The sequence below is a fragment of the Stenotrophomonas sp. SRS1 genome (assembly GCF_026130205.1).
In the GTDB taxonomy this organism is placed as follows: domain Bacteria; phylum Pseudomonadota; class Gammaproteobacteria; order Xanthomonadales; family Xanthomonadaceae; genus Stenotrophomonas; species Stenotrophomonas rhizophila_B.
In genome coordinates this window covers 231227-245345 of the sequence record NZ_JAINFD010000003.1, presented here as the reverse complement: position 1 = coordinate 245345, position 14119 = coordinate 231227, and the positions used below count along the sequence as shown (strand labels likewise).

8 protein-coding genes are annotated in these 14119 nt (G+C 66.2%); 5 read left to right on the top strand and 3 right to left on the bottom strand.

All coding sequences use genetic code 11. The features are described 5' to 3' along the window. The first annotated feature begins 222 nt into the window (after positions 1-222). Complete coding sequence (locus tag K4043_RS11770) at positions 223-1836, top strand: alpha-glucosidase family protein (protein ID WP_265309455.1); 1614 nt, start codon at positions 223-225, stop codon at positions 1834-1836. A gap of 350 nt (positions 1837-2186) precedes the next feature. Here the strand turns inward: K4043_RS11770 and K4043_RS11765 are convergent, their stop codons facing one another. The 3 genes from K4043_RS11765 to K4043_RS11755 all read right to left on the bottom strand — a co-directional run bounded on the left by K4043_RS11765 (position 2187) and on the right by K4043_RS11755 (position 7837). After that, positions 2187-2423, bottom strand: coding sequence for a hypothetical protein (locus K4043_RS11765; protein ID WP_265309454.1), 237 nt, complete (start codon positions 2421-2423; stop codon positions 2187-2189). A gap of 253 nt (positions 2424-2676) precedes the next feature. Beyond that, a complete protein-coding gene (locus K4043_RS11760; RefSeq protein ID WP_265309453.1) occupies positions 2677-5436 on the bottom strand; it encodes a TonB-dependent receptor in 2760 nt (919 codons plus the stop codon). A gap of 334 nt (positions 5437-5770) precedes the next feature. Continuing rightward, positions 5771-7837 (bottom strand): glycoside hydrolase family 97 protein, encoded by a 2067-nt coding sequence (locus K4043_RS11755; protein ID WP_265309452.1) that lies wholly within the window; start codon positions 7835-7837, stop codon positions 5771-5773. Positions 7838-8070: 233 nt separating this feature from the next. Here K4043_RS11755 and K4043_RS11750 point away from each other — a divergent pair, with 233 nt between their 5' ends. The 4 genes from K4043_RS11750 (at position 8071) to K4043_RS11735 (ending at position 14066) form a co-directional block, all read left to right on the top strand. Further along, complete coding sequence (locus K4043_RS11750) at positions 8071-10272, top strand: Six-hairpin glycosidase-like protein (protein WP_265309451.1); 2202 nt, start codon at positions 8071-8073, stop codon at positions 10270-10272. Next, a complete protein-coding gene (locus K4043_RS11745) occupies positions 10269-11756 on the top strand; it encodes an MFS transporter (protein ID WP_265309450.1) in 1488 nt (495 codons plus the stop codon). The genes K4043_RS11750 and K4043_RS11745 overlap by 4 nt, the downstream gene beginning before the upstream one ends. Next, positions 11756-13477, top strand: coding sequence for an alpha-amylase family glycosyl hydrolase (locus K4043_RS11740; protein WP_265309449.1), 1722 nt, complete (start codon positions 11756-11758; stop codon positions 13475-13477). Before K4043_RS11745 ends, K4043_RS11740 begins: the two co-directional genes overlap by 1 nt. A 91-nt stretch (positions 13478-13568) precedes the next feature. After that, positions 13569-14066 carry a GNAT family N-acetyltransferase gene (locus K4043_RS11735; protein ID WP_265309448.1) on the top strand — a complete coding sequence of 166 codons (498 nt, stop codon included), beginning with the start codon at positions 13569-13571 and terminating at the stop codon, positions 14064-14066. Positions 14067-14119: the final 53 nt, after the last annotated feature.

Here is a 14119-nt window from a genome sequence, read left to right as displayed (position 1 = left end):
AGGCGCGGGGCAGGGCGCCGGAACGGGCCGACCTTGGCCGCCGGCCCATCGCCACATGATGGGCGAAGGGCCGCCTGACCGGAGGCCCGGAACGCCCCGCGCACCGCGATCCGGCGTGAATACGTATGCATGCGACCCCACCGCTGGAGGTGCCCCGCTAAGCTTGTCGGGTTCGTTTCTGGCCCCCTCGCGGGTGCCGTGGAAGCCCGAAGGGGGGCCCCAATGTCGCAGTCTCCATGGTGGCGCGGTGCCGTCATCTATCAGATCTACCCGCGCAGTTTCCTGGACGCCAACGGCGATGGCGTGGGCGACCTGCCCGGCATCATCGAGCGCCTGGACTATGTCGCCGCGCTCGGCGTCGACGCGATCTGGGTGTCGCCGTTCTTCAAATCGCCGATGGCCGACTTCGGCTATGACATCGCCGACCATCGCGACGTCGACCCGTTGTTCGGCACGCTCGCCGATTTCGACCAGCTGCTGGCCAAGGCGCATGCGCTGGGCCTGAAGGTGATGATCGACCAGGTGTTCAGCCATACCTCGATCGACCATGCCTGGTTCCAGGAGAGCCGGCAGGACCGCACCAATCCCAAGGCGGACTGGTACGTGTGGGCCGATCCGCGCGAGGACGGCACCCCGCCCAACAACTGGATGTCGATCTTCGGGGGCGTGGCCTGGCAGTGGGAGCCGCGGCGCGAGCAGTATTTCCTGCACAACTTCCTGGCCGACCAGCCCGACCTGAACTTCCACAACCCGGCGGTGCAGCAGGCCACGTTGGATTACGTGCGGTTCTGGCTGGACCGTGGAGTGGATGGCTTCCGCCTGGACTCCATCAATTTCTGTTTCCACGACGCCCAGCTGCGCGACAATCCGGCCAAGCCGCTGGAGAAGCGCCTGGGCCGTGGCTTTAGCGCGGACAACCCGTACGCTTACCAGTACCACTACTACAACAACACGCAGCCGGAGAACATCGGCTTCATCGAGCGGCTGCGCGCGTTGCTGGATGAGTACCCGGGCGCCGTCAGCCTGGGCGAGATTTCCGCGGAAGACTCGCTGGCGACCACGGCCGAGTACACCGCGCCGGGCCGCCTGCACATGGGCTACAGCTTCGAGCTGCTGGTGAAGGATTTCAGCGCCGGTTACATCCGCGACACCGTAGCGCGGCTGGAAGCGACGATGACCGAAGGCTGGCCATGCTGGGCGATCTCCAACCACGACGTGGAGCGCGCGGTGACGCGCTGGGGCGGTCATCCGGCCCAACCGCGACTGGCGCGGATGCTGGTGGCGATGCTGTGCTCGCTGCGCGGTTCGATCTGCCTGTACCAGGGCGAGGAGCTGGGGCTGGGCGAAGCGGATGTGCCGTTCGAGGCGCTGCAGGATCCGTATGGCATCACCTTCTGGCCGAACTTCAAGGGCCGCGATGGCTGCCGCACGCCGATGCCGTGGCTCGATGCGCCGAAGGCGGGGTTCACGACCGGTGAGCCGTGGTTGCCGATTCCGGCGGAGCATCAGGCGGCATCGGTGGCGACGCAGGAACATGATCCGCAGTCGGTGTTGAACGCGTTCCGTCAGTTCCTGGCGTGGCGGCGGACGATGCCGACGTTGTTGGTGGGAGATATTCGTTTTCTCGAGTCCGCCGAGCCGGTGTTGATGTTCGAGCGGGTGCACGGGGAGGAGACGTTGCTGTTGGCGTTCAATCTGTCGGCTGAGCGCGCTCGGGTGTCGCTGCCGGTGGGGGCGTGGCAGGCGATGCATGTGCCGGGTCCGGATGTGGGCGAGGTGGTGGATGGCGAGCTGGTGTTGCCGGCGCAGTCGATGTATTGCGCGCGACGCGGCTGATTCGATTTCCGGTGGTATTGAGAGGGCGGGGCCGAGTGCCTCGCCCTTTTTTTGTCTTGCGTTCGTGTGTTGGGGTACAGCGACAGCCACAGCCACAGCCACAGCGCTCAGGGCTGCGATCGTGCTGGTTTGGGCGGGCAGGGGTGGGTCAGCGGGACCCGCTGCAAGTACGTCCGTGTAAGCTCGTATGCCGCCATCCATGGCGGCATACCGTCCCGCCAACCCACCCCTGCCCACCCTTTGACAATGTGCCGGTGCGCAAGGGAAAAGCGATGACGGGCAGGCACGTCATGGCACCCGCGAGGCTGATGTCGACCGTAAACCGAACGGCTCGAGCTGTCGCGCTGGTCTCAGGCGTGGAAGCACTTGAAGCACTTGAAGCACTTGAAGCCTGCGCAATGGTCGGAGTGGGTGGCGCGGTCGAGATGCTTGGTGCAATCGGTGCGGTCCGGAGGGTCAAGCCTATCGTGGCGTTCGTCGCAGTCAGCACGCTCAACAGTGTCGAGGCGGGCGAACTGCTCGAGCTGGTCCGAGCCGCAGATATCTCGTTCGATCAGGCTTTGCTTTGCTTTGCTTTGCACTGCCATAGCCACCAACCAACTGTCGAAGGGCGGGGGTGTGTGGGTTGGCGGGACCGTTGTGCCGCATGGATGCGGCTCACGAGCCCCCAAGGATGGGTTTACGGCGCGTCCCGCGAACCCACACACCCCCGACCAGGCCACGGACATCCGGCGCTGACGCTCTTCAGAGTCAGAGAAAAGCCAACAAAAAACCCGCTGCAAATAGCAGCGGGCTCTTCGGATCTTCGATGTCGCCACTAAGTCGCTGACAAGAGCAACATCAGAACTTGTAGTTCACACCCAGCATATAGGTCCGGCCCCACTCCACGTACTCCAGCGGACGATCCGTCGTGCCAGCGTAGGTGCGATACGGCTCGTTGGTCAGATTGCTTCCCTGCAGCAACAGCGTCAGCCCATGCAGACTGCTGCTGTCGGCGAACGTATAACTGACCTGCGCATCCGTCACGTTCTCACCGACCACATAACGCAGCGTCCGGTTGCCGTTGAAATTGCCGATCTCACCGATGAAATCCGAACGACGGCGCTGGCTCACGCGGGCCTCGAACCCACTGCGCTCGTAGTACGCCGTGAAGTTGTACACGCGCTCGGACAGGCCCGGCAGGCTGATCGGATCGCTACCCACGCTGGACGCGCTTTCAGGATCCAGGATCTTGATGTCACTGTCATTGAACGTCGCACTGGCCTGCACGCCGAAGCCACGCAGGCTCTCCGTCAGCATCTCCAGCGGGAACGACGCGGTCAGCTCCAGGCCCTTGAGCTTGCCACCCTGGCCGTTCTGCGGGGCCGAGAAGGTACCGGTCGGCAGGACCGGGACGATCATGCCCGGCGGCGGTACGTAGCTGGCCAGCAGGTCGCTGAAGTCGTAGTCATCGCGCGACTGCGTGTAGACGTAGGACTTCAGATCCTTGAAGAACACCGCAGCGGCCACGTAGGCCTTTTCGCCGAAGTACTTCTCGTAGGACAGATCGATCGCGTTCGCACGCCACGGATCCAGCAGCGGATTGCCGCCGCTGCCGCCGGGCTTGCCGGTGGCGGTGTCCACGCCGAACTCCAGGCCGGCGCGCATCTGGTCCACGCGCGGGCGTGCCACCTGCTTGGCCACGGCGAAACGCAGCGTCTGCTGGTGCGGGAACATGAAGGCCAGGTTCAAGCTCGGCAGCCAATCGGTGTAGGTCTTGCCGTCATCGATCGGCAGGATGTTCTGGCCGTCCGGACGCGAGCGGTCGAAGTAGTTGGACTGCGAGCTCTGGTCGGTGCGCACCATCTGTACGCCGATGTTGCCGCGCAGGCCCACCTCGCCCAGATTGGTGTTGATGTTGGTGCGGATCCAGGCGGTGCTGGTCTTTTCCTGCACCGTCCAGGCCTTGGGAATCAGGTAGTCCAGGTTGGTGACCGGGTTGAAGACCATGTAGCGGTCCACGGCGGCCGGGACGTTCCAGGCCGGGATGTAGCCGATACCGGCGAAGCCCAGATTGACCGGTGCGTACTGCAGGTCACCGGCGATGTTGGCATCGCCCTGGTCGCCGAGCAGGATGTTGCCTTCGGCCTGGGTCTTGTCCTTGCGGCGGTCGGCGTAGTTCACGCCCACGTCCACATCGGAGAACCACGGCAGCGAATCGGGCATCGCGAAGGTGGCCTGCAGGCGGGCACCCTTCAGGCGGTCTTCGACCATCGGCACCTTGCCGTAGCCGGAGCCGTAGATGGTGTTGGTCAGGAACAGTGCGTCCGGGTTGGAATAGTCCAGCCCCGGGCTGATCTGCGAGAACCCGTCCGGCTTGACCACCACACCGACCGAATCCAGCTGCGGCATCGGGGTGAGCTGCAGGTTGTTTTCCAGATTCAGTTCGTTGCGCGTTGCCTTGGAGTAGTTCACATCGGCGACAACCTTGACCCGCTCGAAGTTGAACTCGTTGTTCCAGCCGAACGCGTCGATCTTGTCCTTGCGCTTGTTGTACATGCCGCGCACCAGCGGGTACACGCCGGTCGCTACGCCGCCGGCGAACGTGCCATCGGCGTTGATCTGCGGGTTGGTGATCAGCAGGCCCGGGGTATAGCCGCCGTTGTAGTTGCTGAGGTTGACCTCGAACTGGTTGGCGGTGTCGATCTGCTCGGCTTCGGTGTGGAACGCATCCAGGGTGCTGGTCCACACGTTCGACGGGCGGAACTGCACGGTGGCCATCACGCCGTCACGCTCGTTGTTGCCGGTGCGGCGCAGTGCCTTGATGCCGTCGGAAAACACGGTGCCCGGGGCCAGACCGGGGCGATTGCCCTGGTCGGTCTGCTCGGTGGTCCACGGTTCGTACAGACCCACCTGGTTTTCCTGGATGGGCATGTCGCTGTGCGCGTAGCCGATCGAGATGCCCAAGGTGTTGTCGAGGAACTGGTCGATGTAGCTGGCGCTGAAGCGGTTGCCGTACGGGTCGACGTTGGCGGCCTTGCCCAGCGAGCTCTTCTGGTAGCGGCCGCTGATGGCGATCACGCGCTCGGCGAAGCTCAGCGGGCGCACCGTCTGCATGTCGATGGTGCCCGACAGGCCCTGGCCGACCAGCGCCGCATCCGGCGTCTTGTAGACGGTCACGCCGTTGACCAGTTCCGAGGGGTACTGATCGAACTCGACGCTGCGGTTGTCACCGGTGCTGACCACTTCGCGCCCGTTGAGCAGGGTGGTGGCGAAGTCCGGCGACAGACCGCGCACGCTGATCACCTGGGCACGCCCGGCCACGCGCTGGGCGGCCAGACCGGGCAGGCGGCCCAGCGATTCGGCGATGCTCACGTCCGGCAGCTTGCCAATGTCCTCGGCCGAGATCGCTTCGACCACCGACGTGGCGTCCTGCTTGATCGCGATCGCGTTCTCGATGCCGCGGCGGATGCCGGTGACCTGGACCGTGTCCAGATTGGTCGCCGCGGTACCGGTCGGTGCGGTGGTGGTACTGGGTTCGGCGGTCTGCGCCGACGTCATCAACGGCGTCAGGGCGACGGCCAGCGCGAGACTCAGCGCGCTGCGCTTGCGGTTCAACATTTTCCCCTCCCAGGCAATGTTGCCAATCGATTTTTTGGTTGCCCGGAAGACCCGGGAGCGTCATGGCGCGGTGGCCGTTGACTGCGTGGCTATGGTAGGCAGCGCATCGGCCGCGGGAATCACCCTGCATACGTATTCAATGACGTTTGCAGCATTGGAAGCGATTACAGGTGCGTTATCGCAGTCGCGCCGCCGCGCCACGGTCTGCCATGCAACCGTGGAGGGTAGTGCCGGCCGCTGGCCGGCATCCTCGGGATGCCATGCAGATGCAGGAGCCGGCCAGCGGCCGGCACTACACGTCATGGGGCGACGTCGAGACCACCTCTGATCAGGTCTACAGCGGCGTGAAACGGATCGCCTGGCCGCCACCGGGCGCAAGCACCAGCGTCAGCGCATCGACGCTGGTGACCTCGCGGGTCTCGCGCACGAAGGCGAAGGGATTGCTGCGGAAATCGGCGCCGTCGCCATCGCGGTAAATCTCAGCGCGGTAACGCAGACCCGGCTCAAGGAAGCCCAGCGAGACCGGCAACACGCGGCCGTGTTCGTCGGTGATGCTGCCCAGGAACCAGTCGCGGCTGTGGCGGTCTTTGCGCACGATGGTCACGTAGTCGCCCACCTCGCCGTTGAGCACGCGGGTATCGTCCCAGTCCACCGCGACGTCTTCGATGAAGCGGAAGGCTTCGCGGTGCTGCTTGTAGTGCTCGGGCAGGTCGGCCGCCATCTGGATCGGGCTGTAGAGCGTCACGTACAGCGCGAGCTGGCGGGCCAGCGTGCTGGGGATGGCCTGACCGCCGCGGCCCTTCAGGCTCAGGATGCCGGGCGTGTAATCCATCGGCCCGGACAGCATCCGGGTGAACACCAGGTTGACCTCGTGCTCGGGCGGGTTCGGCGGTTGGCCCCAGGCGTTGTACTCCATGCCGCGCGCGCCTTCGCGGGTGATCCAGTTCGGGTAGGTGCGGCGCAGGCCGGTGTCCTTGATCGGCTCGTGCGGATTCACCGCGATATGCCGCTTGGCTGCTTCCTGCACCACCTTGAGGTGATGGCGGGCCATGAACTGGCCGTCGTGCCACTCGCGCCACAGCGGCCCACCGGCCGGGTTGCGGCGGTCGACCTGGCCGTCATCGCAGACGTAGCCGCTCTTGAACGAATCCACGCCCAGCCGCGCATACAGATCCAGCGCCGCGCCGAGCTGATCTTCGTAGTGTTTGATCGCGCAGCCGGTTTCATGGTGGCCGATCAGGTGTACGCCCTTCCTCGCGCCGTAAGCCGACAGTGCCTCGATATCGAAGTCCGCGGTGGGCCGGGTGAAATCGAAGGCGTAGCCATTGCCGACCCAGTCACCGTTCCAGCCCGGATTCCAGCCCTCCACCAGCACGCCGCGGAAACCATGCCGGGCGGCGAAGTCGATCACGCGCTTGGTCTTGGCCGTGGTCGCAGCGTGCCGTGGGCCGGTCGCCCAGCTCTCCTCATCCAGATGCATCGACCACCACACGCCCAGGTACTTGGAAGGCTTCACCCAGCTGACGTCGCCCAGCACGTTGGGCTCGTTGAGGTTGAGGATCAGGCTGGATTCGACCAGCCCGCCGGCGGTATCGCTGATCTGCAGCGTGCGCCACGGGGTGTCGAAGGGCAGGTTCCGCCGCACTTTCCAGCCCTCGGCCGAGGGCGACAGCTGCGCGCGCAGGCGTTGGCCGTCGGTGCGGCGCAGCCACATGCCGGCGTAGTCCACCAGCGCGGCTTCGTGGATGGCGACATGCAGGCCATCGCGGCTGCGCAGCGTCATCGGTGTATGTGCCAGTGGCACCTGATCCAGCGGCGTGCGCTGGTAGAGATACTCGTAGTGAATCGGCTCACCGGCCGGAATCCACCAGGCGGTGGAGGTCGGTGCGATCGCGAACTCGGTCAGCTCATCGTCGATGATCGCCTCGCGCATGCCCGGCTGCTCAGGGAAGTGGTACCGGAAGCCGAGGCCGTCGTCATAGACCCGGAACACCACATCGATGCGACGCTTGGCGCCACCGCGTTCGGCCAGCTGCACGACCACTTCGTTGAAGTGATTGCGGGTCAGCCGGCGCTCGCCCCAAGGCTGTTCCCAGGTTTCATCGACGCTGCGCGACTGCTGGCCAAGCACGGCGAGATCCCGGTCCAGGCGGCCATCGCGCAGCTGGAAGCCGAGCTTGGAGCTGTCCACCACGGCCTCGCCGAAACGTTCAACCCGATAGCTGGGGTGGCCGCCGTCCAGTTGCAGCGATACGCGCAGTACCTTGCCGGGCGACTCGACGTCGGCCACGGTGACGGGATCGGCGATGGCAGTGGCGCTGAATGCGCAGAGGATCCAGCCCAGCAGGGGCAGGCCACGACGTGCGAAAGGCCCGTCTGTTGGATGCGGCAGTGACGGCATTTCCCCTCCCAAGGCGGCCGAAAACACCCCCGGACTATAGCGACGCGGTCACGGTTGCCGACCGCCCTGGCCATGAATACGTATGCAGCTCGATGCAGGCTGCGGCGTGCCGTCTACCATGGGCCCAAGGCACCCTGGGAGGGGGCCGCGAGCGCATTGCCGCGAGGCAGTGCGGACCTACAACGCGAGCAAAGGGGAGGGAGGCAACAGGCGCGAGCCGGTTCGCCACTTCGATGCTGAAGATGATCTGCCTGACCGTTGCCCTTGGGGCGGCGATGGGGTCCACCGCACGTGCGGCCGACCTGGACTTCGACGGCCGCCATGCGCGCGCCGAGACCGCCGCTGAAGGTGGCTACCGTCTGCATGCGCCGCAGGGCGAGGTGCGTGTCAGCGCGCAGCGGATGCGCAGCGAGACCGGCAGTGTGCTGTTCGATGCGCTGTTCGGGCTGGCCCAGCAGGAAATGGATGCCGACCGCGTGGAGGCGATCCGCGACCCGGCCTTCAATCACGGCAAGCCGGTTCCCTGTGCGTGCTTCCAGACGGGCGAACGCTGGCCCTACGTGTGGACCCGCGATGTGAGCTTCGCCGCCGATCTGGCGCTGTCGCGTCTGGATCCGGTACGCACCCGCCAGTCGCTGCAGTTCAAGCTGTCCACCGCGCGCGATGGGCATACGCCAGGCTTGTTCGTCGCCCAAGACACCGGCTCCGGCGGCAGCTGGCCGATCAGCAGCGACCGCGTGGTGTGGTTCCTGGCCGCACGCGGGCTGCTGGATGACGCGGCCTTTGCCGACCAGGTCTGGGAGGCACTGCAGGCCACCCTGGCGCAGGATCGCGAGGCGGTGTTCGATGCGCGGATCGGCCTGTATCGCGGCGAGACCTCGTTCCTGGATTGGCGTGAGCAGACCTACCCGGACTGGACCCGCGAGGATGTGCGCTTCATCGGCGAGTCCTTCGCGCTGTCCACCAACGTGCTGCATTACGAAGCGCTGCGACTGGCCGAGCAGCTGGCTGGCCAGCGCGGCGATGCGCGCGCCACCACGTACGGCCAATGGGCCGATGCGCTGGCCCGCCAGATCGACACACGCTTCTGGCGCGAGGAGGCTGGTCAGTACATGAGCTACATCGGCGAGGCGGCGCACCCGGTGCCGTACGCCAAGTACGACCTGCTCGCGCTCTCGCTGGGCGTGCTGGCCGATGTGTTCCCGGCCGATCGCGCGCGGCGCGCGCTGGCGAATTACCCGGCCGAGGCCGGTGGCAGCCCGGTCGTCTGGCCGCAGGAAGCGCAGCAGCCGATCTACCACAACCGCGGCATCTGGCCCTTCGTCAGCGCGTACTCGCTGCGGGCAGCCCGCCGGTTGGATGATGCCCCGCGCATTGCCATGGAGATCGAATCGCTGATGCGCGGCACCGCGCTGGCCGGCTCCAACATGGAAAACTACGAGATGCGCACGCTGGCCGTGCATGTCGATGAAGGCGCCCTCAGCGGCCCGGTGGTCAATTCGCCGCGGCAGCTGTGGTCGGTGGCCGGATACCTCTCGATGGTGCTGGACGGGGTGTTCGGCGTGGAAGACGATGGCCGCATCGCGCCGAAGCTGCCGGTATCGCTGGTGCCGACACTGTTCGGTGAGCAAGACCGCATCCGCCTGGACGATGGCGAGCAGCGTTACGTACTGGTGCGACCGAAGCAGCTTGCCGGCGAGCTGCTGGTGGCGGGTGACATCCAGCGCGATGGCAGCACCACCACGGTGCAGCTGGTGCCGTTGCATGCCACGGGCGCGACGCCATCACCGGCCATCCTGCGTCCCTCGGCGGTGTTCGCCCCGGCCACCCCCGCCGCCCCGGTGCCGCGTGAAACGACGGCAGGCTGGCAGATCACGGTGCCCGTGGGGCACGTGCTGTGGCGCGACGGCCAGACGCTGACGCCCACACGGGGTGTCGCCACGATTGCCAGGGACGGTGCCAGTCACTGCCTGAGCCTGACCCGCCGGGAGGGCACGCTGGAATCGCTGCACAGCCCGATGACCTGCATCGGCCCGCAGCAGGTGCTGGCCGGCGACACGCACTGGCAGTGGACCGCACCGACCGCCGGCCGCTGGCGTGCACGCCTGCGCTACGACAACCCGAACGGCCCGATCAACACCGGCGTGACTGCAGCGGTGAGGACGCTGGTGCTGCAGTGCGAGGGCCAACCGGAGCAGCGCCGTCCCATCGTGATGCCGCACAGCGTGGGCGAACAGGACTCCACGGCGGTTGAATTCGAGCTGCCGGCACGCGCTTGCCGCATCGCGCTGGATGAGGGCTTCAACATGAGCGCGTTGACCCACTTCGCGCAGTACAACGGCGGCAAGGGAGGCAGTGAGGGCATGCTCAATCAGGCCCGCGTGTCCGCGCTGACCCTGATGCCGGTCGCGGCCTCGACGGAGCCGCGCCGATGAGCCGTTCGCCCAAACCAACGCTGTCGTTCTGGCAGATCTGGAACATGTGCTTCGGCTTCCTCGGCATCCAGTTCGGCTTTGCCCTGCAGAACGCCAATGCCAGCCGCATCTTCGAGACGCTCGGCGCGCCGATGGATGCGGTGCCTGGGCTGTGGATCGCCGCGCCATTGACCGGTCTGCTGGTGCAGCCGGTGATCGGCTACCTGTCCGACCGCACCTGGACGCGCTGGGGCCGCCGCCGCCCGTTCTTCATGATCGGTGCGGTACTGACCACGTTGGCTCTGCTGGTGATGCCGAATTCGCCGACGCTGTGGATCGCCGCTGGCACGCTGTGGGTACTGGATGCCTCGATCAACGTGTCGATGGAGCCGTTCCGCGCGTTCGTCGGCGATCAGCTGGCTCCACGGCAACGGCCGACCGGCTTTGCCATGCAGAGCTTCTTCATCGGCATCGGTGCGATCGTCGCCAGCTTCCTGCCTTTCATCCTGGCCCACTTCGGCGTGGCCAACACGGCGGCAGCGGGGCAGGTGCCCGATACCGTGCGCTACGCGTTCTACTTCGGGGCCGCGGTGCTGCTCGCGGCGATCACCTGGACCGTGGTCAGCACCCGGGAATACTCGCCGGCTGAGCTGGCCAGCTTCGATGATGCCGAGCCGTCCGCAGTGCACCAGAGTGCGCGCGTGGCCGGACCGCCCCCGTGGGCGCAGATCGGCGGCTGGGTGGCGGTGGGCATCGTGTTGGCCGCCGCCATCGCGGCGCGGCAGGGTGACCGCATGCTGTACGTGCTGGCTGGCCTGTGCATCGCCTATGGCGTGCTGCTGGGTGTGGCGCGCTGTGTACCGGGGGCGAACATGCTGGCCACCATCGTCGACGACCTGCGTGCGATGCCGCGCACCATGCGTCGTCTGGCCTGGGTGCAGTTCTTCTCGTGGTTCGCGCTGTTCGCGATGTGGATCTACACCACCGCCGCGGTCGCGGGGACCCACTTCGGCTCCATCGATACTGCGTCGGCCGCCTACAACGAGGGGGCCAACTGGGTCGGCGTGCTGTTCGGTGCCTACAACGGCTTCGCGGCACTGGCCGCGCTGGTGATCCCGGTGATGGTGCGCGCACTGGGCCTGCGCTGGAGCCACCTGGTCAACCTGTGGCTGGGCGGTCTGGGGCTGATCTCGATGCTGTTCATCCGTGATCCGCACTGGCTGCTGCTGTCCATGGTCGGCGTCGGCTTCGCCTGGGCCTCGATCCTGTCGCTGCCGTATGCGCTGCTGTCCGACAGCGTGCCGGCGGCCAAGATGGGCATCTACATGGGCCTGTTCAATTTCTTCATCGTGATTCCGCAGCTGGTCGCGGCCAGTGCGCTCGGGTTCCTGCTGCGCACCTGGCTGGGCGGCGATCCGATGCATGTGCTTGCGCTCGGTGGCGGCAGCCTGCTGCTGGCCGGTCTATGCGTGCTGTATGTGCCATCTCAACAGGAGGCTGTCTGATGTCCCGGTATTCGTCGTTGTCGCTGGCCCTGTCATTCGCGCTGTCCGCCAGTCCCGCCCTGGCCATCGAACGCCCGGACTATGTCGGCACGCGTGAGCCGTTCGCCAGCCAGGCGGTCTACTTCGTGGTCACCGACCGCTTCGTCAACGGCGATCCGTCCAACGATCACCGCGACCAGGGCGGCGCGCATCCCACCTTCGACATCCCGGTGCCCTGCCCGGACAAGGTGGATGGCAACATCGGCTACCTCGGCGGTGACTTCAAGGGCGTGCTCGACAATGCCGCGTACATCCGCAACCTCGGCTTCGGCGCGGTGTGGATCACCCCGATCATCGACAACCCGGACCAGGCCTTCACCGGCAGCAAGCCGATCAGCTGTACCAGCACGCTGACCGACCGCGGCAAGACCGGCTACCACGGCTACTGGGGCGTCAACTTCTACACGCTCGACGAGCATCTGCCGAGCAGGGACCTGGACTTCGCCGCGTTCACCCGCGGCCTGCATGCCGCTGACCTCAAGGTGGTGCTGGATATCGTCGGCAACCATGGCTCGCCCGCGTGGACGATGCCGGTGGCGCAGCCGCAGTTCGGCCAGATATTCGACAAGGACGGCCGATTGATCGCCGATCACCAGAACCTGCCGCCGCAGCAGCTGGACCCGGTCCATAACCCGCTGCATGCGTTCTACAACAACATCGGCCCCGTCGACGGCAAGCACGGCTCGATCTTCGACGGCAACCTGGCCGAGCTGTCCGACTTCAACGAGCACAATCCGGCGGTGATGGACTACCTGGTGGGCGCCTACCTGCAATGGACGGCGCAGGGCGTGGATGCGCTGCGCATCGACACCATCGGCTGGCTGCCGCACCCGTGGTGGCATGCCTTCGTCAACCGCATCCGTGCCGAGCATCCCGGCATGTTCATGTTCGGCGAAGCGTTCGACTACGACGCCAGCAAGATCGCCGAGCACACCTGGCCGGCCAACGCGAATGTCAGCGTGCTGGACTTCCCGCTGCGCGGCGCACTGTCGTCCGTGTTCGGCAAAGAACAGAAGGGCTTTGAGACCCTGGCCGAACCGCTGCACCTGCTCGACGGGCCGTATGCGAATCCGTACGAGCTGATGAGCTTCTACGACAACCACGACATGGCGCGCTTGGACGCAACCGATGCCGGGTTCATCGACGCCAACAACTGGCTGTTCACCGCACGCGGCATTCCGGTGATCTATTACGGCTCGGAAACCGGCTTCATGCGCAGCCGCGCCGAGCATGCCGGCAACCGCGCCTACTTCGGCCAGGCGCGCGTCAACGACGCGCCGAACAGCCCGATCTACGCGCCGCTGCAACGCATCGCCAAACTGCGTGAGGCCACACCCGCCCTGCAGCGCGGGCTGCAGGTCAATGAACGTCTGCAGGGCGATGAAGCGGTGTTCTTCCGCGTGCTGCAGCACGGCGATACCGCCCAGACCGCGCTGGTGCTGCTCAACAAGGGCGACACCGCCCGCACCCTTGAGGTGCGCCGCTATCTGCAGGCCGGGATCTGGCGCGACGCGCTGGGCGGTGCCAACCAGACGGTCAACGGATCACTGAAGGCCGAGGTGCCTTCGCATGGCGTGCGCGTGTTCGTGCTGGATGCCCAGGTCGACCAGGCCGCGTTGCAGGCCCGGTTGAAGGCGGCGGTCGACGATCAGCAGGCCCGCACCAAGCGCCTGGCGAAGTAGCCGGATGATGCCCCGCCTGCCGTTCGAGGTGGGCCGGGCACTACAATCGGGCTCGCGATCGCGCACGGCGATCCTTTCGAGTACGTTCTCCATGTCACGCCTGTCCCTGCGCCCCGCGACGCCCGACGACGCCGAGCGCCTGTTCCATCTGATGCAGTTCTACTACTTCGAGGCGTCGGCCTGGAGCGGAGAAGAAGTACGCTCCGACGGCCTGTTCGACTGTGATCGGAGCGATGTCGAAGCCTCCCTGCGCAACGCCCCGCAGTGGGCGCGGTTGTTGTTCGTCGACGAGGCACTCGCCGGCTTCGTGCTGGTGGACCGGGTGGAACGGGACGGCCACCACTATCCTGAACTGGCCGATCTCTTCGTGCTTCCCAAGTACCGGCGGCAAGGCCTGGCGGCCTACGTGGTCAACGCACTGGTGCGCCCCGGCGAGGGGAAATGGCTGCTCGCAGTGTTCCGCGGCGACGTGGCTGCGCATGCCCACTGGCTGCGGACCCTGCCGCGTCTCGGCCTGCCGCATGTCGCGCTGGCCGACGATGACCCGCGTTTCCACCTCTACCTGATCGGCGGTCCACCGCGCCCGTAATACCGGCCGCTGGCCGGCTCCCGACACCCCCGGCGGTACACTAGCGGCCCCCA

Coding starts and splice junctions, on each gene's coding strand:
- K4043_RS11760 (WP_265309453.1), bottom strand. CDS start 5,436: ATGTTGAACCGCAAGCGCAGCGCGCTGAGTCTCGCGCTGGCCGTCGCC.
- K4043_RS11740 (WP_265309449.1), top strand. CDS start 11,756: ATGTCCCGGTATTCGTCGTTGTCGCTGGCCCTGTCATTCGCGCTGTCC.
- K4043_RS11755 (WP_265309452.1), bottom strand. CDS start 7,837: ATGCCGTCACTGCCGCATCCAACAGACGGGCCTTTCGCACGTCGTGGC.
- K4043_RS11770 (WP_265309455.1), top strand. CDS start 223: ATGTCGCAGTCTCCATGGTGGCGCGGTGCCGTCATCTATCAGATCTAC.
- K4043_RS11735 (WP_265309448.1), top strand. CDS start 13,569: ATGTCACGCCTGTCCCTGCGCCCCGCGACGCCCGACGACGCCGAGCGC.
- K4043_RS11750 (WP_265309451.1), top strand. CDS start 8,071: ATGCTGAAGATGATCTGCCTGACCGTTGCCCTTGGGGCGGCGATGGGG.
- K4043_RS11745 (WP_265309450.1), top strand. CDS start 10,269: ATGAGCCGTTCGCCCAAACCAACGCTGTCGTTCTGGCAGATCTGGAAC.
- K4043_RS11765 (WP_265309454.1), bottom strand. CDS start 2,423: ATGGCAGTGCAAAGCAAAGCAAAGCAAAGCCTGATCGAACGAGATATC.